Origin of the sequence: Marivirga lumbricoides, assembly GCF_014636295.1 — a bacterium.
In the GTDB taxonomy this organism is placed as follows: Bacteria; Bacteroidota; Bacteroidia; order Cytophagales; family Cyclobacteriaceae; genus Marivirga; species Marivirga lumbricoides.
Window position 1 is genome coordinate 135613 of record NZ_BMEC01000010.1, and the last position, 20507, is coordinate 156119.

16 protein-coding genes and 1 pseudogene are annotated in these 20507 nt (G+C 37.0%); 8 read left to right on the plus strand and 9 right to left on the minus strand.

Annotation, left to right across the window (positions count from 1 at the left end):
• Positions 1-163: 163 nt before the first annotated feature.
• The 4 genes from IEV85_RS15815 to IEV85_RS15830 form a co-directional block, all read right to left on the minus strand.
• Complete coding sequence (locus tag IEV85_RS15815) at positions 164-2281, minus strand: M1 family metallopeptidase (RefSeq protein ID WP_188465153.1); 2118 nt, start codon at positions 2279-2281, stop codon at positions 164-166.
• A gap of 137 nt (positions 2282-2418) precedes the next feature.
• Complete coding sequence (locus IEV85_RS15820) at positions 2419-3237, minus strand: 5'-nucleotidase, lipoprotein e(P4) family (RefSeq protein ID WP_188465155.1); 819 nt, start codon at positions 3235-3237, stop codon at positions 2419-2421.
• Between the two features lie 473 nt (positions 3238-3710).
• A complete protein-coding gene (hemN, locus tag IEV85_RS15825; protein WP_188465158.1) occupies positions 3711-5069 on the minus strand; it encodes an oxygen-independent coproporphyrinogen III oxidase in 1359 nt (452 codons plus the stop codon).
• A gap of 94 nt (positions 5070-5163) precedes the next feature.
• Positions 5164-5655, minus strand: a complete 492-nt coding sequence (locus IEV85_RS15830; RefSeq protein ID WP_188465172.1) for a CIA30 family protein — start codon at positions 5653-5655, stop codon at positions 5164-5166.
• 173 nt (positions 5656-5828) lie between these two features.
• On the opposite strand from IEV85_RS15830, the gene IEV85_RS15835 reads away from it, so the two are divergent.
• The 4 genes from IEV85_RS15835 (at position 5829) to IEV85_RS15850 (ending at position 10693) form a co-directional block, all read left to right on the plus strand.
• Positions 5829-6545 (plus strand): YebC/PmpR family DNA-binding transcriptional regulator, encoded by a 717-nt coding sequence (locus tag IEV85_RS15835; protein WP_188465173.1) that lies wholly within the window; start codon positions 5829-5831, stop codon positions 6543-6545.
• A 127-nt stretch (positions 6546-6672) separates the two neighbouring features.
• Entirely contained in the window at positions 6673-7875 is a 1203-nt protein-coding gene (locus IEV85_RS15840) for a pyridoxal phosphate-dependent aminotransferase (RefSeq protein WP_188465174.1), read from the plus strand.
• A gap of 2 nt (positions 7876-7877) precedes the next feature.
• On the plus strand, positions 7878-8873 hold the full coding sequence (locus IEV85_RS15845) for a bifunctional heptose 7-phosphate kinase/heptose 1-phosphate adenyltransferase (protein WP_188465175.1): 996 nt from the start codon (positions 7878-7880) through the stop codon (positions 8871-8873).
• Positions 8870-10693, plus strand: a complete 1824-nt coding sequence (locus IEV85_RS15850) for a TrkH family potassium uptake protein (protein WP_188465177.1) — start codon at positions 8870-8872, stop codon at positions 10691-10693. Before IEV85_RS15845 ends, IEV85_RS15850 begins: the two co-directional genes overlap by 4 nt.
• Before the next feature lie 125 nt (positions 10694-10818).
• Here IEV85_RS15850 and IEV85_RS25230 read toward each other — a convergent pair.
• From IEV85_RS25230 to IEV85_RS15870, 4 genes and pseudogenes are all read right to left on the minus strand, one after another.
• A pseudogene (locus tag IEV85_RS25230) lies at positions 10819-11027 on the minus strand (sensor protein KdpD); the annotation flags it as partial.
• A gap of 32 nt (positions 11028-11059) precedes the next feature.
• Complete coding sequence (locus tag IEV85_RS15860) at positions 11060-12223, minus strand: porin (RefSeq protein ID WP_229712616.1); 1164 nt, start codon at positions 12221-12223, stop codon at positions 11060-11062.
• A 71-nt stretch (positions 12224-12294) separates the two neighbouring features.
• On the minus strand, positions 12295-12504 hold the full coding sequence (locus tag IEV85_RS25235; RefSeq protein ID WP_425562905.1) for a potassium-transporting ATPase subunit C: 210 nt from the start codon (positions 12502-12504) through the stop codon (positions 12295-12297).
• On the minus strand, positions 12479-12601 hold the full coding sequence (locus tag IEV85_RS15870) for a sigma 54-interacting transcriptional regulator (RefSeq protein ID WP_188465186.1): 123 nt from the start codon (positions 12599-12601) through the stop codon (positions 12479-12481). Before IEV85_RS15870 ends, IEV85_RS25235 begins: the two co-directional genes overlap by 26 nt.
• A gap of 564 nt (positions 12602-13165) precedes the next feature.
• On the opposite strand from IEV85_RS15870, the gene dapF reads away from it, so the two are divergent.
• The 4 genes from dapF (at position 13166) to IEV85_RS15890 (ending at position 19068) form a co-directional block, all read left to right on the plus strand.
• Complete coding sequence (gene dapF, locus IEV85_RS15875) at positions 13166-13945, plus strand: diaminopimelate epimerase (RefSeq protein ID WP_188465188.1); 780 nt, start codon at positions 13166-13168, stop codon at positions 13943-13945.
• 67 nt (positions 13946-14012) lie between these two features.
• On the plus strand, positions 14013-17369 hold the full coding sequence (gene secA / locus IEV85_RS15880) for a preprotein translocase subunit SecA (protein WP_188465190.1): 3357 nt from the start codon (positions 14013-14015) through the stop codon (positions 17367-17369).
• A complete protein-coding gene (locus tag IEV85_RS15885) occupies positions 17362-17871 on the plus strand; it encodes an SPOR domain-containing protein (protein WP_188465192.1) in 510 nt (169 codons plus the stop codon). The genes secA and IEV85_RS15885 overlap by 8 nt, the downstream gene beginning before the upstream one ends.
• Positions 17872-17877: 6 nt before the next feature.
• Positions 17878-19068, plus strand: a complete 1191-nt coding sequence (locus IEV85_RS15890) for a M20 metallopeptidase family protein (protein ID WP_188465194.1) — start codon at positions 17878-17880, stop codon at positions 19066-19068.
• A gap of 48 nt (positions 19069-19116) precedes the next feature.
• Here the strand turns inward: IEV85_RS15890 and IEV85_RS15895 are convergent, their stop codons facing one another.
• Entirely contained in the window at positions 19117-20259 is a 1143-nt protein-coding gene (locus tag IEV85_RS15895; RefSeq protein WP_188465196.1) for a hypothetical protein, read from the minus strand.
• Positions 20260-20507: the final 248 nt, after the last annotated feature.

Consider the following 20507-nt stretch of genomic DNA (forward strand, 5'->3'; position numbering starts at 1 on the left):
GGTTATCTGGTATGGAGGAAATAATTGGTTGTAACAACGGCCAGGCAAGGATAGCCTTTTCAGTATTTCTGTATAAGTTACCGGATAAATTAAAACTCTAATTTTAAAAGCTTTAATTTATCCGGTATGAAGCCAATTGGTATTATGGGTTTAGTTTAACTATTTAATCTATTTTTTCTGCCGTTAAGAAATAGTTCAAAATAGAAAGGTTTAAACCAGTATATTTATCACCTTCTTTAGTGAATTCTAAAGAGGCTGCGCCATCAAGGCTTTCGAATTTATTATCTCCTAGTGGAAGTAGATAGAAAGATATGCCTGTTTGATCCAGATTGAGAAAAAAACCATTCTCTTTTTTAGTTAAATGCCCCGTAATGGGGTATTCCTTAAACTGATAGGATCCTGCAATTTGGTCAGTGATTCCCATTTCGCTGTACAGTTTATCAAGCGATGGATAGATGTTGTCAACATCATTTGCATCCGGGATCTGCCTGTTTACCATAATCATTTTCACTTTATCTGCATCCGGTATATTTATTTCAGGACTATCATTTTCCATTAGTTCTTTGGCACTTTTGCTAAAGTCTTTTTTAGTACCATCTTTATAGGTTACTTCTATGAGTAAAGGAACAGGCCTGTCTCCTTTGTTTGCTACAGTCAATTTACCGTTTTCCCAACTTTCAATTTGTACATCAGAGTAGCCAAAGTTGAAAAACCAGGGTTTCCACAACCAGCTCAAGTCTTCCCCACTTACATCCTCAAAAGTGAAAAAGAAATCATAAGGAGTAGGTGATTTTTGAGCCCATCTTGTGATATAAGTTCTGAAAGCTTTTAGAAACATTTCATCACCTAAATGATGATGCAACATGGCATAAACAAACTGAGGCAAAGGGGAAGAAGCGTAACCATAGTTATTGTTATCCATAAATTGGGTGGAAGTTATTAATGGTAAATCTTCATAAGTTCCGAATATGCCTCCGAGCTGGAGCTTTGCTGCTCCAAATAAATCGTTATCATTTTCCTCAAAAAATCTATCGGTAACTAGCTGAGTGATATAGCTAGCCCAACCTTCATCCATCCATGCAAACCTTCTTTCGTTGATTCTCACGTACATTGGAAAATAGGTATGGAAAAGCTCATGAATAGCCACACCTCTCCCGGGGCCATCGTTATTGGCCATCATCGGAAACTCCATTCCTCCACCTTTTAAACCCACAAATGTTGTAAATGCAGGATAAGGATAAGGCACACCAGGGATATTTTCTGAGAAATATTTTATAGTACGCTGCTGAATATTGGTTAATTCAGTATAATCCTTTGCTTCTTCAGCCGGAAAGGCAGAGCTTACCAGCACGTTTCTATCTCCTACTTTTTGCATGGCAGCATCCCACAGGTAGTGGTCGCTGGTGGCAAAAGCAAAATCGGATACTTCCTTAGCTACATAATGCCAGGTATTTCCCTTATGAGAGAAACCTTTTTTCATTTCTGAGCTGTCAATTATATGAACAACTTCTTTTGAAGTAATTGCTTTTTTATACTTTTTGTAAGTCTGACTTGTGAAAATATCCTTCGGATTTTGGAGTTCACCTGTTGCCCAGATAGTAAAATTAGAAGGGATAGTGATTTTTACATCAAAATTAGCGAGGTTATTATACATTTCAGTCTGAAAAGTATAATCGAAGGTGTCCCACTCAAATATATCATCATAAGCAGCAATTTGAGGGTACCAGTAACCTACAAAATAAGAGGAACTGTCATAAACACCAGTGCGTCTTAATGTAAGTGGAACAAACTGGCTCCATTGAATATCCAGATTGGCGGAGGCTCCTGATGCCAAAGGCTCACTTAGAAATACATACATATTGGTTCCTGAACGAGAAACTTGCTGGCCTTTTAGGTTCATTTCAGTGCCATTAACTTTAAGGGCAGAAATTTCTACTCCTTCTCCAATATCCTGATCTTTTACAGCCATAGCTCGTTTTCCTCCTTTTTTGAAAACATCATAGTATAACCTGATCACTAATGTGCTAATTGAATTTGGGCTATTGTTATAGTAAGTGATCTTTTCAGACCCTTTTATTGATCTGTCAGATGGGTCAACGCTTACTTCAATGGTATAATCTGCAGTATTCTGCCAATATTTTTCTCCGGGAGCCCCATCCCATGAGCGGGTTCCTTTTTCGTAAGCTTTTTGGATTTCCAAGGGCATGTATAATTGCTTTTTTTGGGCATAAACCCACAAAGAGGAGCCTAATAGTAAGACTAACAGCGATATTTTTTTCATAAGGCGAATGTTGTTTAAGGTTTAAATAGTGTCCTTTAAAGCTAATTAATTTATTTTAAGTACGAAAGTGATTAAATCCAAATAGACTTTCTTCATACTTGATTAAAATAAGTGTTCTAAAGCTTTTTTGTCAGAGGTTATTTAGCAGTTTCTAAAGCAGCTTTTCGTAAACGAATTTTCTCTTCATCCGAAATGCCAAAATTGTTATTGTACAAAGCTGATTCCCACTCGCCATACATAGGATTAGGAAGCATGATGAAATTATATAGCAATTCTTTCTTATTTTGGCTCACTAAATCTTTACCCAAATTATTTCCTCTTTTAGCGTACTCCTCACTATAATCTGTAAGGTTGTCTCCCACGTAGAGTAAAATTTCATGCTCTTCTTTAACCCTGTTTCTTCTTTCGGTTTTATCACTTTCAGCTGTTTTGAGCATAAGGTGAGCTGGATCAGCATCGGGAAGGTTTAAAGCTTTCAGGTTTTCTAAGGTGCTTTCAAAAACTAAATTTTTCCTGTTAGAGATATAAAAAATTTCTACTCCAAGCTCTTTAGCATAATGTAGAAAATCAGCTGCACCGGGAAGAGTCTTTGCCTTGGCTTCCCTGCACCATTCATTCCAGGTTTCGGAAGCATAGGTTTCTCCATTTAAAAATAGTCTGGCTTCATAAGGGCTGTTGTCAAGCACAGTCTCGTCCAAATCGAGAACAACTGCAGGTTTTTTAGAGCCTGCACTTAGAGTGTCCATTTTTTGAGCGAGGAGCATTTTTCCGAAGCCATAAGCTTGAAGATAAGCAGCTTCCATTTCGGCAGACTTTTGAAACCATAGTGTGGCATTTCCTAATTGCTCTGAAAGTAAAGGTTCTGCATTTTTAGTAGACGTTACTTTAGCTGTTTGGCAGGAAAATAGAATTATGAAGGTGAAAGGAAGTAAGATGTTTTTCTTAAGTAGTGGCATTTTAAATAAGTTTTGCGTTTTCTACAAAACTAAATAAAATGGTTCATTGCCAATTAATACTCATAAAAATCTTGATCAAAAGTTTTTCCGCTGTGCTCACCGTCTTTTAAAATTTTTATTACCATCCAAACCAATACGAAAGGGAAAATTCCAAATATGAAAGAAATTAGTGGGTAAGGGAAGTTGAACACTATTCCTATGAGGTAAAAGAATAGCAGGAATGTTGTTAGGCTCAATGGAAAAAACAACTTTCTCATATTTTAAAAACAGGAGAGAAGCTGAAAAGTTTGCTTAACCTATGCCTTTTTTCGAATGATTTGATTTGATACTCAAATAGAGCGTCATCCCGGAATTTTTCGAAGTGTCTAAACCTGGTTTGTAACGAGGCTTTCTAAATCGCAGTGCTTGCAGTACGCATTTCAAATGTTGTATTTTAAGCATCCTCTTTTGCAACGAGAATGCTTAAAATAAAATCAAATACTTTGACTAAACTGCGGCTTATCTGAAGTTCTTTTTTGAATAACTGGATCGAACAAGCTACAAATATTTCTTACGAAAAGCATTCCTTTAGTAGTAACATCAAGGCTGTAATTGCCAATAGTAAGCAACTCATCCTGCTCCATTTCTTTTAAGCTATCCATTGCTCCCTCAAATAAATTCATGAGAAAAGCAGAGTGTTGAAATGTAACTTTTCCATTGCATATAATTTCTTTGATCAATTCAGCTACTTCTATTTCTTGCTCTGTTGAATAATGCCCTACAATGAGAGGGAGCGTTTTTTCATGTATGCTGTTTTGGTAAAGCTCCACTGTTTTTTCATTTTGTACGAATGCTTTCCCTGTGGAACTTATGGAAGAACAACCTAACCCTATCATCAATTCATTTTTATCGGTAGTGTAGCCCATAAAATTTCTATTCAGATAGCCTTTGTCTCTTGCAATGGTCAATTCATCAGTTGGTTTGGCAAAATGATCCATTCCAATATTTACATATCCCATAGCATTCAATTGCTGCTTTGCCTGCCAATACATATTGATTTTTTGCTCAGCTTGTGGCAAATTGCTTTCATCATAACCTCTTTGGCTTTTGCTTTTCCATGGCACATGTGCATAGCTGTATAAGGCAATTCTCTCAGGTTCAAATTCTTTTAATTTTTCAATGCTTTCTGAAAGAGTTGCTTCTGTTTGAAATGGTAGACCATAAATCAGATCAAAGTTGATGGAAGAATAATTAAGTTCTCTTGACCATTTAACTACGTTTCGCACATTTTCGATAGGCTGCAGCCTGTGAATAGCTTTTTGAACTGTAATGTCAAAATCCTGAATACCATAAGAAACCCTGTTGAAACCCAGGTCTGCCAACACTTTTAAATGTTCATATGTAGTATTATTAGGATGGCCTTCAAAACTGAATTCGTGTTTTTGGGCTATTCGGGATTGGCTAAGAATGCCCTCCATCATTAATTTAAGTGTGTCCGGAGAAAAGAAAGTGGGAGTCCCCCCTCCCAAATGAAGATTTTTGATCACAGGTTTTCCTCCAATAGCAGTCACATAAAGTTTCCATTCAGCTAATATTGCTTCAATATAAGGCTTTTCCAGCTCGTGCTTTTTGGTAATTCGTTTATTACAACCACAATATGTACAGAGGCTTTCGCAAAAGGGCAAATGAATGTACAAGCTTATTCCTTCTTCTTTTTGCTTATAATAGCTTTCATTCACATGGAAAAGCCATTTATGTGAGTTAGGCTTCACTTCTTTCCAGTACGGAACTGTTGGATAACTTGTATAGCGGGGAATTGGTCTGTTATACTTTTGAGCCAGTGATTGAATCATATTAATTACTTTTTATGCAAACTTAGCATCTTCAAAAAGTGAAAAACATGACGAAAATCATGAAAGAGACTGATAATTATGTTTATCTAAGAGTTTACTCCAGCTCAATCTTACTAACCTCAAGTCTGAAATCCTCAGCCTTTTTGTTACCAATTAAGAACCGAACTTCCTGAAGTGTTTCTGCAGGAAAATTAGGAAGATCCAGCTTATTTCCTAGGAATACAGGCTCCATTTCATGAAGCGGAATTTCTACAGTTTGCCAATCTCCTGTAGTTTCAAAGGTGTAGATGTAGGAAGCTTTCTCTTTTAAACTGGATTTCATTCTGAACTGATAAGACTTTCCATCACCTTTTACTAAAAGCACTGCTTTTTTATAACCTTCTATATTCTTGGTAGCAAAATGATACTGTACTGAGGCAAAACCACCATTGTTTTCCAGAGACACAGTTCCTTTAAAAACAGCATTACCCTCTTCACTTCTTTCAAGACTACTACTGGAATTACCTCCCATAACTACATCATTCTCTATTTGCCAGGCTGACCAATCTTCAGTGACACTAAAATCAAAAAGCAGTAATTTATTCATAATGAGGGTTATTAATAGTAAAGAGATTTGATGATTCAACATTTTTCTTTTTAATGTTTGATTTATAATTACGGATTAATAATCTGATCAGCCATTAACATCTAACAAATCCTTAATAAATTATACATAGTTCGCTCACAATTTTTATTTTTGCAGCAAATAAAAAGCTAATTATGGGAAGAGCATTTGAATACCGCAGAGCAGCTAAGGAAAAAAGATGGGATAAAATGTCCCGATTGTTTCCTCGACTGGCTAAAACTATTACCATGGCCGCCAAAGAAGGAGGCCCTGACCCGGAAATGAACGCTTCACTTCGGACTGCCATTCAGAATGCCAAGGCACAAAATATGCCTAAAGATAATATCGATGCAGCCATCAAAAGAGCATCCGGAGCTGATGCCGAAGACTATATTGAAGTTACTTTTGAAGGAAAAGGCCCGCATGGTGTTTTATTATTTATAGAATGTGCCACTGATAATAATAACAGAGTGGTTGCTAACATTAAATCTTACTTTAATAAAGATAAAGTAGGGGCTTCACTTGTACCAAATGGCTCCCTGGAATTCATGTTTTCCAGAAATGCTGTTTTTGAAATAGAAAAAACAGAGGGAATGGACATTGAAGAGCTTGAATTAGAGCTGATTGATGCCGGTATGGAAGAGATAGAAGAAAATGAAGGCTTTATTTATGTATATGGCGATTACACCAACTTCGGATCACTTTCTAAAAAACTGGAAGAAATGAAGATTGATGTAAAAAGTGCTTCTTTGAAAAGATTTGCTACTACTCCGGTAGAATTCACTGACGAGCAAATGACAGATATTGAAAAACTGATTGATAAAATTGAAGAGGATGATGATGTGCAGGCGGTTTATACCAACATTGCTTAAAGTCAGCTCTCTAAAAATGATTAAGAGCCTCTTTTATTAGAGGCTTTTTTCTTTTCTAACTGAAAATACAAATACATTAGCACTTCAATATCTAAATTCTTAATTTTAGCGTCTTAAGATTATAAGTATGAACTATCCATTAAGCGACCGCATCAATAACATGTCGGAATCGGCCACCTTGGCCATGGCTGCAAAAGCCAGAGAGTTGAAATCACAAGGCATTGATATCATCAGCCTTAGTTTGGGAGAGCCCGATTTTAAAACGCCCAAACACATTCAGGAAGCGGCAAAAAAAGCGATTGATAGCGAAAAGTATTTTGCTTACCCACCTGTTTCAGGCTATTTAGATTTGAGAGAAGCTATTGCCCAAAAATTGCAGAAGGAAAACGGTATTCCTAGTTCTGCAGATCAGATTGTAGTGTCTAACGGAGCAAAACAATCTATTGCTAATGTAATGCTGTCATTACTTAATCCTGGAGACGAAGTAATTGTATTTGCACCTTTCTGGGTGAGCTACGCTGAATTGGTAAAGCTTGCCGAAGGCACACCAGTTTTTGTTACCGGAACTCTTGAGAATGATTTTAAACCTTCTGCGCAACAATTAAAAGAAGCTATTACGCCTAAGACAAAAGCGATCTTGTACTCGTCTCCTTGTAACCCTACAGGTAGTGTGTTTACAAAAGCTGAATTAGAAGCTATTGCTGAAGTAGTAAAAGAACATACAGATCTTTTAGTAATCTCTGATGAAATTTATGAACATATTAATTTCGGAACGGAAGGTCATACAAGTATTGGTGCTTTGCCGGGTATGGCTGAGAGAACCATTACAGTAAATGGTTTTTCAAAAGGTTTTGCTATGACAGGCTGGAGAGTGGGTTATATTTCTGCACCGCTACCTATTGCGAAAGCAGCTACGAAAATTCAGGGACAAATAACCTCAGGAAATTCTTCCATTGCACAACGTGCTGCTTTAGCTGCCATCACTGAAGACTTAACTCCTACTTTAGATATGACAAAAACATATCACAAACGTAGAGATATGATGTTGGAGCTTTTGGAAGAAATGCCGGGTGTAGTGACGAATGTTCCTACAGGTGCGTTTTATATATTCCCTGATGTAAGCAGCTTTTTTGGTAAGTCAGATGGAGAGACTACCATTGGAGATGCGGATGATTTAGCTATTTACTTATTGAACAAAGCGCATGTTTCAGTGGTAACAGGAGGAGCTTTCGGAGCGCCAAATTGTATCCGCATTTCTTACGCAGCTTCTGATGCAGAGCTTAAAGAAGCAATGGTAAGAATGAAAAAAGTGTTGAGCGAGTTAAAATAAGCATGTCTTTCACTTCTATAGAAGAAATATTCAAAGCCTTTGACCAATTGAAAATATTGGTCATTGGCGATGTAATGATAGATTCCTACGTATGGGGTAACGTTTCCAGAATTTCCCCTGAAGCACCGGTTCCTGTTGTAAACGTAAAAAACAGGGAAAAAAGATTGGGAGGAGCTGCCAATGTTGCGTTAAACCTTCAATCTATGGGAGCAGAGCCTATTTTATGTTCAGTTTTGGGAGATGATGAAGACAGCGATGTTTTCATCGATCTTTTAAATAGGAGAACGATTTCTTCACGTGGATTGGTGAAAAGCAAAGACCGTATAACTACTGTTAAGGAAAGAGTACTGGCAGGATCTCAGCATTTATTGAGGGTAGATAGCGAATCTTTAACGGAACTGAATGCTGCTGAAGAAGAAAAATTGCAGTCTCATATTTTAAAATTACTTCCTGAGGTTAATGCGGTAATTTTTGAAGATTACGATAAAGGTACCATTACAGCTTCTATAATAAAAACAACTATTGAAGCAGCAGTTCAACAAGGTATTCCCACAATTGTAGATCCAAAGAAGAATAATTTCTTCCATTATAAAGAAGTCGATTTGTTTAAGCCTAACCTGAAGGAATTGAAAGAAGGCTTGAATACAGTTTTTGATTACCACGATGAAGAGGCTTTAAAAACACAAACCTCTCGTTTACGGGAAATTTTACAAGCCCGGTATGTGATGACTACACTCTCGGAAAAGGGAGTGTATATTCAGGGAGAGACGATAGAGCATTCCATTCCGGCACATAAAAGGAGCATTTCTGATGTTTCAGGCGCAGGAGATACCGTTGTAAGTATAGCGGGTTTATGTATGGCTCTCCAACTATCACCTTATTTTACAGCGGCTTTAGCTAATTTAGGTGGGGGCATTGTGTGTGAGGAGTTGGGAGTTGTGCCAATCAATAAGCAACGTTTGCTGGAAGAGGCTTTAAAGAACAAATTGCAGCTGTGAAATTTTCAAAACTAAAAAATGCTTTTGCCGAGTGGCTCAATAATGCGATCTACAGCAGCAGAACCTCCGTGCTCAATACAGTATCCTCATTAAAGGCGTTTATGTGGTTGGCCGCTACAGTTTTGTTGCTGTATGTGTTCGGGTTTGATGTGGATGAGAAGGGGCTAAAACAGATTTTTTTGGCATTAGATGTAGTTCTTCTTATCTATTTCCTCACTTTCCTCACCCGGTTTCTCTACTCCTTCCGGAGGTATGAATTTTTAAAGAACCATATTTTAGAGGTAATATTGGTAATAATAATTATTATCAACTCAGTAAGTAATCATTTTTTCGACAACCAGATTCTAGGTTTTTTTAGCGAAAACCTGGATTTTAAGAGTTATGAAGATGCCTACCTTACCTTTATTACCTTCTTTTTCCTGATTATTATTATTTATGAAATTATTCAGGCCAGCACTATTTTATCGCGCTTAAAAACCAAGCCAGCAAGAACTTTCATTTACAGTTTTATTCTCTTGATATTATTGGGTACCGGCTTACTAATGCTTCCTACCATGACTGTTGATGAAGGCACCATGTCCTTTATGGATGCACTCTTTACTTCAGTAAGCGCCAGTTGTGTTACAGGGTTAATTGTAGTAGATACTGCTACTTATTTCACCTTAAAAGGTCAGTTTGTAATTTTGATTTTATTTCAGTTAGGTGGTTTAGGGATTATATCATTTGCTTCATTTTTTGGTACCTTCTTAAAAACAGGAGTAGGAATTAAGCAGCAATTGATGCTGCAGGATTTCCTAATAAGCGACTCTTTATTTTCAGCGAAGGGCTTGTTAAGAAAGGTCATCATTATCACTTTTTTGGTAGAATTTGTCTCATTTGTATTAATTTTCTTCACCTGGGGACCGGATGTGCAGTTTAGCTCTGTAGGTCAAAAATTGTTTTTCTCAGTTTTTCATGCTGTCAGTGCATTCTGTAATGCAGGTTTCAGTCTTTTTACTAATGGACTCTTTGAAAATGGTGTGGCCTCAAGTTATTTATTGCACATTGTAATTGCCCTTACATTAATTTTAGGTGGTTTAGGCTTTTCGGCCATGCAGGATTTATTCAGTATTTCCAGTTTAAGAGAAAGGCTTAAAAGTCCGTGGAAAGATTGGAAACTAAGCACCAAAATAGCAGTATACACATCTCTGGTACTATTGGCCTCCGGCATGTTGGTTTTCTATCTTTTAGAAAAGGATAATACTTTGGCTAAACAAAATCTGGTGGAATCGATGATTACCAGTTTTTTTCAATCCGCAACCGCAAGAACTGCTGGTTTTAATACCATCGATTTTTCTGCTATCAGAATTCCAACAATTATTTTAATCTCATTTCTGATGTTTATTGGAGCTTCTTCAGGTTCAGTGGGTGGAGGTATCAAAACATCGACATTCTATCTGCTAATCACTTCAGTATTAGCTACTTTAAGAGGGAAGGCTAAAATTGAGATAGATAGAAAATTTATTCCGAAAGAGTTGCTTTTCAAAGCTCTAAGTATATTTTTCTTTGCGGCTTCTATTAACCTGATTGCTATTTTTACCCTAACTATTACAGACAGCGATATTTCATTGCCACAGCTTATTTTTGAGCAGGTTTCAGCTTTCGGAACTGTAGGTTTAAGTACTGGCATAACGTCAAATTTATCTACTGCAGGTAGAATTGTAATCATTCTGTCCATGTTTATCGGGAGGGTAGGAACCTTAACATTCGCGCTTGCCTTAAGTAGCAGAAAAGCTACTAAAGGGTATAAATATCCGAAAGCACACCTTATGGTTGGGTAAAGCGAAATTTGATTGACAAAAAAGATTTATTTGATCATAGGGCAATAGGACACTCTACCCAAAAAATAGATCCTCTAATACTACATCTGGTTTAGCTTTTAAAAGCCTTCCAGATCCATTTCTTTAATTGCCTCAACTAAAGCTGCAGTTTCTTTTCGGTTATGTGTTTCAATAAAACCTATTCTGACATCTAAATTGGATTTCAGCAATTCATGAGCTTCCTGCAAGAAACGGTAGGTTTTACCTACACCGGCAATCATGCCGATGTAGATTTTTAAGCTTCCTTTTAACGCTTTATAATGAGCTGTAAAAAATTGTCATAGCTTGTAGACATTTTAAAAATGTAATTATAGATGCTTTAAATTATTAAAAGCGAACAGACATTGAGGTTCCTAAAAAGAAGTTAGTATCAGTAGGTGTGCCCTCATTCATAAAAATCAGATCTTCGCTATTAAAGCTTCTTGCTTCTATCCTCCATAAGGCATTTTCTGTTACAGCATAATCCAGGTTTAAAGAATAACCCAAGGTTTGGAATCCATTTGGGGTATTACCTGGAATAATAACACCATTTTCATCTGAATAGAATTCTAGTCTACCTGCAAGGGATAAGTTATTACTTAAATCATACTTAGCGATCATTACAGGTGCATACCAGGTATTGTAGGTGCTACTTTCAGGTGCATCTTGTTGAATACCGATATCAAAACCGGCAATTAAGCCTAACTTTTCGCTTAGTTGAAAAATACCGTAAAGGTTATGGAAATACCTCATTTGCCTGATGCTGTCTGGCGTATCACTTCCTATGAAGGAACTGCTGTTTAAAGTAACTTTTTCATTAGGTGAGTAAGTTACCTGATGTCCAAAAGCAGGAGTTTGATTACCATCCACTCTTTGAATTCTCTGCCAACCATTGAGCAGTAAACCACTCAAAAACCATTTTTCATCTTCTGAAGTATACGATATTTTAGCACCAGATAAAAAGTAAGGAGAGTTTTCAGCTAAAATACTTCTTGTCATATTCCATGTATCAGCTCCTACAGCGCTTTCAAAACCTATATGAGAAGCGAAAATTCCTGCATCTATCCACAAATTTTTATTTTTAGAAATTTTTACTCCGGCATTGGCTTCAAAAATATTTTTAATAACACCTGGTTCTGCTGATAAATTAGCATTTGCATAAGTACCTGTCATTAAAGCTAGTTTGCCCCTTACTTTATCATTATCATATTCAGCCATGAGATAGCCAAAGTTCAGATTTACTTCATTATGCCTGCTAAATGAATAAAGAAAATCAGGCCTGTTATGGTTTGCAGGATTACCAAAGTCATACACATAATAGGCTTCTAAGTATCCGCTGAACTTAAGAGGTTTGTCATTCTCTATTTCTTGTGCTGTTGCATTTGAAATGATAATATTGCATCCAATGACTGCAATTATGCATAGTTTGAATAATTGTAAGCTTAGCATGCCTGGGGTTCTACTTGCCTTATTTTCAGAAGCAGTTGTTTGAGTATTAATTATATTTTGCATATTTCGAAATTTAATAGATATTCAAATGGGTTGGTGTAATTGCATGGAATATCCGACCCTATTTTCATTTTTTAATTCGTCTGAAGCAGGTTAATTTTTAAAGTATTTATTCTATCAGAAGGTTCAGAAATAACTACAAGCGGTTTTCCAGTATATTCATACACTAAATCTTGCAGATTTTCGATCTCTATATTTCTCACCTTTATAATTCGTTCTACTTGTATTAAAGTGTTTTTTATTACCAAAAAGCTCGGGTTATAATAAATCTTTACTGAGTGCACTACAGTTTACAGCCACAAATTCATTTTTTGCTCTGGGACTTTCCCCATGTATAGCATTTGCAAAAACCTTTTTTCCTGTACCAGCAGGTCCTGTCAATAAAACATGTCAGGTAATTTGATATCACATAACACGATTAGTGCCTGCCAGCTTTTGCAGTCCTGCTTTAGCATTTTCGGAACTGAAAATCTCATAACCCTCTAAAGAGATAGTTTTAGACAGTAAGTCCCGAATATCTTTTTCGTCATCTATAATTAATATTGTTTGTATTGGACTATTGTTAAAGAAGAATTAAACTTCTGCTTTTATTTTCATCGCTTAAAGTTGGAAATGGTATTTTTGATATCAAAGTTCTCATTTAATATAATTACTTAGAGGGTTTGCATGCATTTTTTATAAATGAAGCTTAATGTTGCTTCCATCATTTAGTAAGAGGTTTCCTTACTTTCTTATCTCACTATATTACTCGTTAATAAATTTCTTTTACAAAAGATGCATTCTCTGCTCTATACGAGGTTAAATTAAACGAAAATCAAACGTTTCTCACGACAAGACATCTTACTATATCATCGATAAATGCGTTATAATTTATGATATTTTTATTTTAACTATGCCACAATGTCATAACTTTAAGTTTGGTGCTATTTTAGCTAATTTTGAATCATGATAGAAATCCCATTTCATAAATATCAGGGAACAGGTAACGATTTCGTGATGGTAGATAACCGTTCGGGACTGATAGATAGAAACGACAAAAAATTTGCTCAAAAACTGTGTGATAGAAAATTTGGGGTAGGATCAGATGGTCTTATTCTAATAGAAAATCATGAAAAGTACGATTTTGAAATGGTATTCTTTAACCCTGATGGCTCACAAAGTATGTGTGGCAATGGTAGCAGGTGTGCTGTTAAATTTGCTCAATATCTGGCAATCATAGAGGACCGAACCATCTTTCTTTCTACCGATGGTGTTCATACTGCTACAATAGACGGAGATACTGTAAGCCTGAGCATGCAGGATGTGCAACCGGATAAGATTGTTACCTTTCCGGAACATTTTACCATTAATACAGGCTCACCTCATTATGTTATCTTCGCCAGTAACATTGAGCATAAATCCGTTAAAGAGGAGGGGGCACAGATTCGTTACAGTGATGAATTTAAAGAGAAAGGCATCAACGTCAACTTCGTTGAAAAACTAGGGAAACAAAAAATTGCCGTTCGTACTTATGAAAGAGGCGTAGAAGATGAAACGCTATCTTGTGGAACAGGTGTTACAGCTTGTGCCATCGCTCATGTATTACATGGAGGAGTTTCTCCGGTACATATTTCTACTTTAGGCGGTGATCTGATTGTTAAATTTGATTTACAAGATGGAGCTGCGAAGAACGTTTATCTTGAAGGACCGGCAATGAAAGTGTATGAAGGGCAAATCAAGCTCTGAAAAACAATAGAATTAGTAAAAAAGCGTGTAAATTAGCACATATTTTCAATTAATATTTGAACAACCAATGTTTGATTTTATAGCAAAAGGACTTACAAAAGTATTCGGTACAAAATCCGATAGAGATATAAAAGAAGTGCTTCCGAAAGTGGAGCAGATTAATAAAGAGTTTGCAAAACTAGCCAGCTTATCCCATGATGAGTTAAGGGCTAAAACCAATCAGATCAGCGAAAGAATTAATGCTTACCTTAAGGATATAGACGATCAGATAGCTGCTTTACATGAAAAAGTAGAGGAGGATGCTGACATGGATTTACATAAAAAGGAGGCTGTTTTCAATGAGATTGACTCGCTGGAAGAGCAAAGAAATGTAAAGCTGGAAGAAGTGTTGCTAGAGGTATTGCCTGAAACATTTGCTATCGTGAAGGATACCGCCAGAAGGTTCATGGAAAATGAGCAGTTGGAAGTGACGGCCACCATGTATGATAAACAGTTGGCAGGTAAGTATGAACATATAAATTTAATCGGAGATAAAGTAATCTGGAATAATTCCTGGAAAGCTGCGGGAACTGAAGTTACCTGGAATATGATGCATTATGATGTGCAACTTATTGGGGGAATGGTACTGCACAATGGAAAAATTGCAGAAATGGCTACCGGTGAGGGTAAAACGTTAGTGGCTACTTTACCGGCATTCCTAAATGCTTTGGCTAAAAGAGGAGTACACATTGTAACAGTAAATGATTACCTCGCTAAGAGAGATGCTGAGTGGATGGCACCTATTTACCAGTTTCATGGTATTTCTTGTAGTTGTATAGATAATTTCAGACCTAATTCTCCTGAAAGAAGAGAGGCTTACCAATCTGATATTGTTTACGGTACCAATAACGAATTTGGTTTTGATTACCTGCGTGATAACATGACCAGGGAAACTAAGGAGCTGGTTCAGGGAAAACATCACTTCGCTATGATTGATGAGGTGGATTCTGTGTTGATTGATGAAGCCAGAACGCCATTGATTATTTCTGGTCCTGTACCTAAAGGCGATGTTCATGAATTTCAGGATTTAAAGCCAAGAGTAGAAAAACTGGTGGCGGAGCAAAGAAAAATTGTTGCTCAATACCTGTTGGATGCTAAAAGATTGATAAAAGAAGGGAATGAAAAAGAAGGAGGTTTAGCGCTTTTCAGAGCTTACCGTGGATTTCCTAAGCACAAGCCTTTAATTAAATTTTTAAGTGAAACAGGTGTACGCCATGTACTGCAGAAAACTGAAAACATATACCTGGCAGATAATTCGAAGTTAATGCCTGAGGCTGATGAGCCATTGTTTTTCGTAATCGAAGAGAAAAACAATAACATTGACCTTACCGAAAAAGGTATTGACCTAATCACTAAGGATGGAGAAGATGAAAGCTTCTTTATTCTTCCTGACATTGGTGTGGAGATCGCTAAAATTGAAAATGATTCTGATTTATCTGATCAGGAAATTCTTAAGCAGAAAGATGAGATCATTAAGGATTATGCAGTTAAAGCTGAGAGGATCCATACCATTAACCAATTATTAAAAGCTTACTCATTATTTGAAAAAGATACTGAATACATTTTGGTAGATGGAAAGGTTAAAATTGTGGATGAGCAGACAGGCCGGGTAATGGAAGGCAGAAGGTATTCTGATGGATTGCACCAGGCCATTGAGGCAAAGGAAAATGTAAAGGTGGAGGATGCTACCCAAACTTATGCCACTATTACTTTACAGAACTATTTCAGAATGTATCATAAGCTTGCGGGTATGACGGGTACTGCAGAAACTGAAGCGGGTGAATTCTGGGATATTTACAAACTGGATGTAGTTGTTATTCCTACCAACAAACAAATTGTAAGGGATGACAGGCAGGATAAAGTTTATAAGACAGTTCGTGAGAAATTTAATGCTGTAGCGGAAGAGATTGTTGAAATGAGTAATGCCGGCAGACCTGTTCTGGTAGGTACTACTTCAGTTGAAATCTCCGAGCTTTTAAGCAGAATGCTTACCATCAGAAAAATTAAACATCAGGTACTTAATGCTAAGCAGCATGCTCGTGAAGCGGATGTTGTTGCTGAAGCAGGTAAGCCTGGTACAGTAACAATTGCTACCAACATGGCTGGTAGAGGTACTGATATTAAATTAACCAAAGAGTCCAAAGAAGCAGGTGGTTTGGCCATTGTAGGTACCGAGCGTCACGAATCTCGTAGGGTCGATAGGCAGTTGAGAGGTCGTTCAGGTCGTCAGGGAGATCCGGGGTCATCACAGTTCTTCGTTTCATTGGAAGATAACCTGATGAGGCTTTTCGGTTCAGATAGAATTGCCAAGTTAATGGATAGAATGGGACTTGAAGAAGGTGAAGTAATTCAGCATTCAATGATTTCCAAATCTATAGAAAGAGCTCAGAAAAAGGTAGAGGAGAATAACTTTGGTACCCGAAAAAGATTGTTGGAGTACGATGACGTAATGAACTCTCAGAGAGAGGTGATTTACGAAAGAAGAAGGAACGCTTTATTTGGCGAAAGGCTTCAGCTTGATATCATGAATATGATGTTTGACACTGCTGAAAATGTAATTATGAGTGCCAAATCTGTCGATGGGTACGATAATCTTCGTTTATCAGTACTAAGTACCTTCGGAATAGATTTCGATATTTCTGAAGAAGAATTCACAAAGTCAGGTGAAAAAGAGCTTACACAGCAACTTTATGACAAGGTATACTCTTCTTATAAAGCTAAAAATGACCAGATCAGACAGAAAGCATTACCAATTCTGAAGGACATATATAAAAATAAGGGAGCTACAGTTCAGGATATCGTAATACCTTTTACAGATAAGAAGAAACAAATTGGTGTAGTTTCTAATCTGGAGAAAAACATGGAAACGGATGGCAAAGAAATGATACTTTCCATGGAGAAAATATCTACACTGGCCATTATCGATGAAAACTGGAAGGAGCATTTGCGTGAAATGGATGATTTGAAGCAGTCTGTTCAAAATGCAGTTTACGAGCAAAAGGATCCTTTATTGATCTACAAATTTGAAGGTTTTGAATTGTTTAAGCGCTTCATCGGAAAGTTAAATGAAGATACCGTTTCCTTCCTGATGAAAATGGATTTGCCCGTTCAGGATAGCAGCCAGGTACATGCCGCAGCTAAGCAAAAGCAAAGACAGCAATTGCAGGAAAGTAAGGCAGAATCAGGTTCAGTACTAAGCGGTGGCAGTGGAAACAAAAACAGGCCTCCGGTTGAAAAACAGATGCCTGTTAAATCGGAAAAGATTGTAGGTAGAAATGATAGAGTATCAGTTCAATATGTTGATGGAAGCGTGAAAAAAGACGTTAAGTTTAAAACCGTGGAAGAAGATATTAAGAGCAATAAATGTGTTTTATTAGATGAATAAGCTTAAGAATTATATCGGATTTCTACTACTTGCCGGTATAGGTTTTGCCTGTACTACTACACAGAAAACAAGTACCGCTAGTAAGAGCTTCTCAGAAGATATTTCTGAATTCAGGCCTAAAATTGATACGGTAACAGTTAAATCTGAGGAGGAGGTATCCTTCAGAAAAACAGAGGAGAATTTCAATCCTAAATATGATGTCACTGAGCTCCTCAATGAAAAACTGGATTCTCTGGCATTCAATAATGCTGATATTGCCTATGTAAATGGCTATTCAATACAAATATACAGTGGTAGCAGTAGTGCAGAAGCCTACCAGGCAAGAGATACAGCAATGATATTATTGCCTGAAATTAGGACCAATGTGCAATATCAACAGCCGGTTTATAAGGTGCGTGTAGGAAGCTTTACAGAAAGACTGGAAGTACAACGTACTTTGTTAAAATTAAAGCCAAAATTTCCTTCAGCTATTTCAGTCCCTTCCCGAATAAAAGTAAATTAATATCAGATGAATTTAAAAGAGCGAATCAAATCTTTAGCAAAGGAAAATTTTCAGGAAATAAAGGAAAGCAGGGAGCACCTGCACGCACATCCTGAACTTTCATTTGAGGAGACAGAAACCGCTAAATTTATCTCTAAGAAATTAAATGACTGGGGAATTCCACATCAAACGGGTATTGCTGATAATGGAATTGTTGCCCTGATAAAAGGGGAAAATCCTGACAAGAAAATTACTGCATTAAGAGCTGATATTGATGCGCTTCCGATAACAGAGCAAAATGAAGTGCCCTACAAAAGCAGGAATATTGGTGTAATGCATGCTTGTGGGCATGATGTCCATACTTCTTCTTTACTAGGAACAGCAAAAATTTTAAACGAGTTGAAAGAAGAGTTTGAAGGAACTTTGAAACTCATTTTTCAACCCGCTGAAGAGAAATTTCCTGGTGGAGCCTCTTTAATGATTAAAGAAGGAGTATTGGAAAATCCTGCTGTGGAAAACATTATAGGGCAGCATGTAATGCCGTTAATCCCCGTAGGGAAAGTAGGTTTCCGAAGTGGTATGTATATGGCCAGTGCTGATGAGCTTTATGTAAAAGTAATCGGTAAGGGAGGACATGGAGCTATGCCTGAAATGAATGTTGACCCGGTCATTATAACAGCCCATATTTTAGTGGCTTTGCAACAGATTGTGAGCAGACATGCCAGTCCGAAAATACCATCAGTTTTATCTTTTGGAAAGGTAATTGCCGAGGGGGCCACCAACGTAATACCTAATGAGGTTTATATTGAAGGTACTTTTAGAACGTTGAATGAAGAGTGGCGCGCTTCTGCTCATAAAAAAATGAAGAAAATGGCCGAGGGTATGGCTGAAAGCATGGGAGCAAAGTGCGAGTTTGAAATTAAGAAAGGCTATCCTTTTTTAGTGAATGAGCCGGAGTTAACTGAACGGACAAAGCAACAAGCTATTGACTTTTTAGGTAAGGAAAATGTGGTTGATCTGGACTTATGGTTAGCAGCAGAAGATTTTGCATATTATTCACAGGAAAAACCTGCTTGTTTTTATCGTTTAGGTACACGAAATGAAGAGAAAGGTATCACCTCTTCTGTTCATACTCCAACATTTGATATTGATAGTTCAGCACTTGAAACAGGCATGGGGTTAATGGCTTGGTTAGCCATTCAGGAATTGAAAGTCTGACTTTAAAGGTGAATAGCTATAAAATTCTGAAATAATTTTCCTCTCTCTCTACGAGAAGAAGTTCACTATGTCATCCCAAATCTGACTTCTAACATCCTGATTGATAGCAAGTGCCAAAATTACGGAAAGGAATAGACCTATTGAGGCATACAGTACGTCTCTTCCTAGCATTTTTTTGGCTTTCTTAACGCTTTTGGAGCGTTTATTTTTCCTCCTTTTACTGATGGCAATGGCTAATTCCCTTCCGCCTAACAAGCCGATAAAAACCCATGTAGTGCTGATAGGAATTGTACTTATTACTTTAAAATAGTAAAGCAATAAAGCGTAAATAAGATCTACCAGAGTAGCTGCTCTAACATCAGTGACACCGGATTTCTCATTAACAATTCCTTGAATTTTATCCCCTTTTAAATAAAATAGTACTCCTAACCCGATAAATATAAAGCCTGAAAAAGCTACAAATTGCCAGGCACTCAAACTTCTGGGTAAATAAACAGCAATGTTAGCAGCATCCTGAGAAATCCATATTGACCACAAAGCTCCGCTTGTGAGCCATTGCAGGGGTAGCCAGAATTTAGCAGGTTTGCTTCTTTTAAAATACTTAGATACATATTTAGTTACAAGGAACCATACTACTATCGCAGAGATAAAAGCAATTATATATCCTGAAAAGCTTTTGGTTAATACTTTACCGATTGAGTCTGCCTGAGTAGAAAACGCACTTAGCAAAAGTACTGAGGTAGAAACAGGCATTCTAAGCCTTGTAAGAATTAACAGCAGGATGGGAGCTGCCAGTTGTAGAAAGCTAAAGGAGGTAGGAGCCTCATTAAAACCTTTGGAGGCCAGTCTTTGATGGCTTACATCACCTTCAAAAACATACCAGCTGTAGAATACGGTGGCCAGGAATATTATTCCAATATATAACCATAAGATCCACCATTTTTTTTCACTGTTTGAGGCTATAAAAGTGCCAATAGTTTGGATACTGTCATTGGCTATAGCCGAATAAGCAGCCATACAGAATCCCAGCCACATAGCTATTTGAGGGTAAGGAGTTAGAACCCCACAGAGAAAAGTAAGAACAGCGATAAGCGTTAAAAAGGAACGTTCTTTTCTGGCAAGTTCAAATATGAAATAAGCAATTTCTGATAATTTGTTCCTGCTGTATTTCTCAAACGTATTTTTACTCATTCCCCTACTGAATTGTTTCGCAGACAAAGCTAGCGATACCTTTAGAAAGTAGAGGTTAAGTAATTGTTAAGCTTTGGTTTACAAATTTCTCAAAACTCCTAAAATGTTGGTATGTTCGTGCAAAGAACCCTTAATGTTAACTTAAAATGAATTCATTCATTTAAAATTTCTTAACAATTGCTTTACTTAGCATAGCCAACAAGATGAAAACTTTAGTGTATTTTTGTTTTTTATATTGAGCCAGTAAA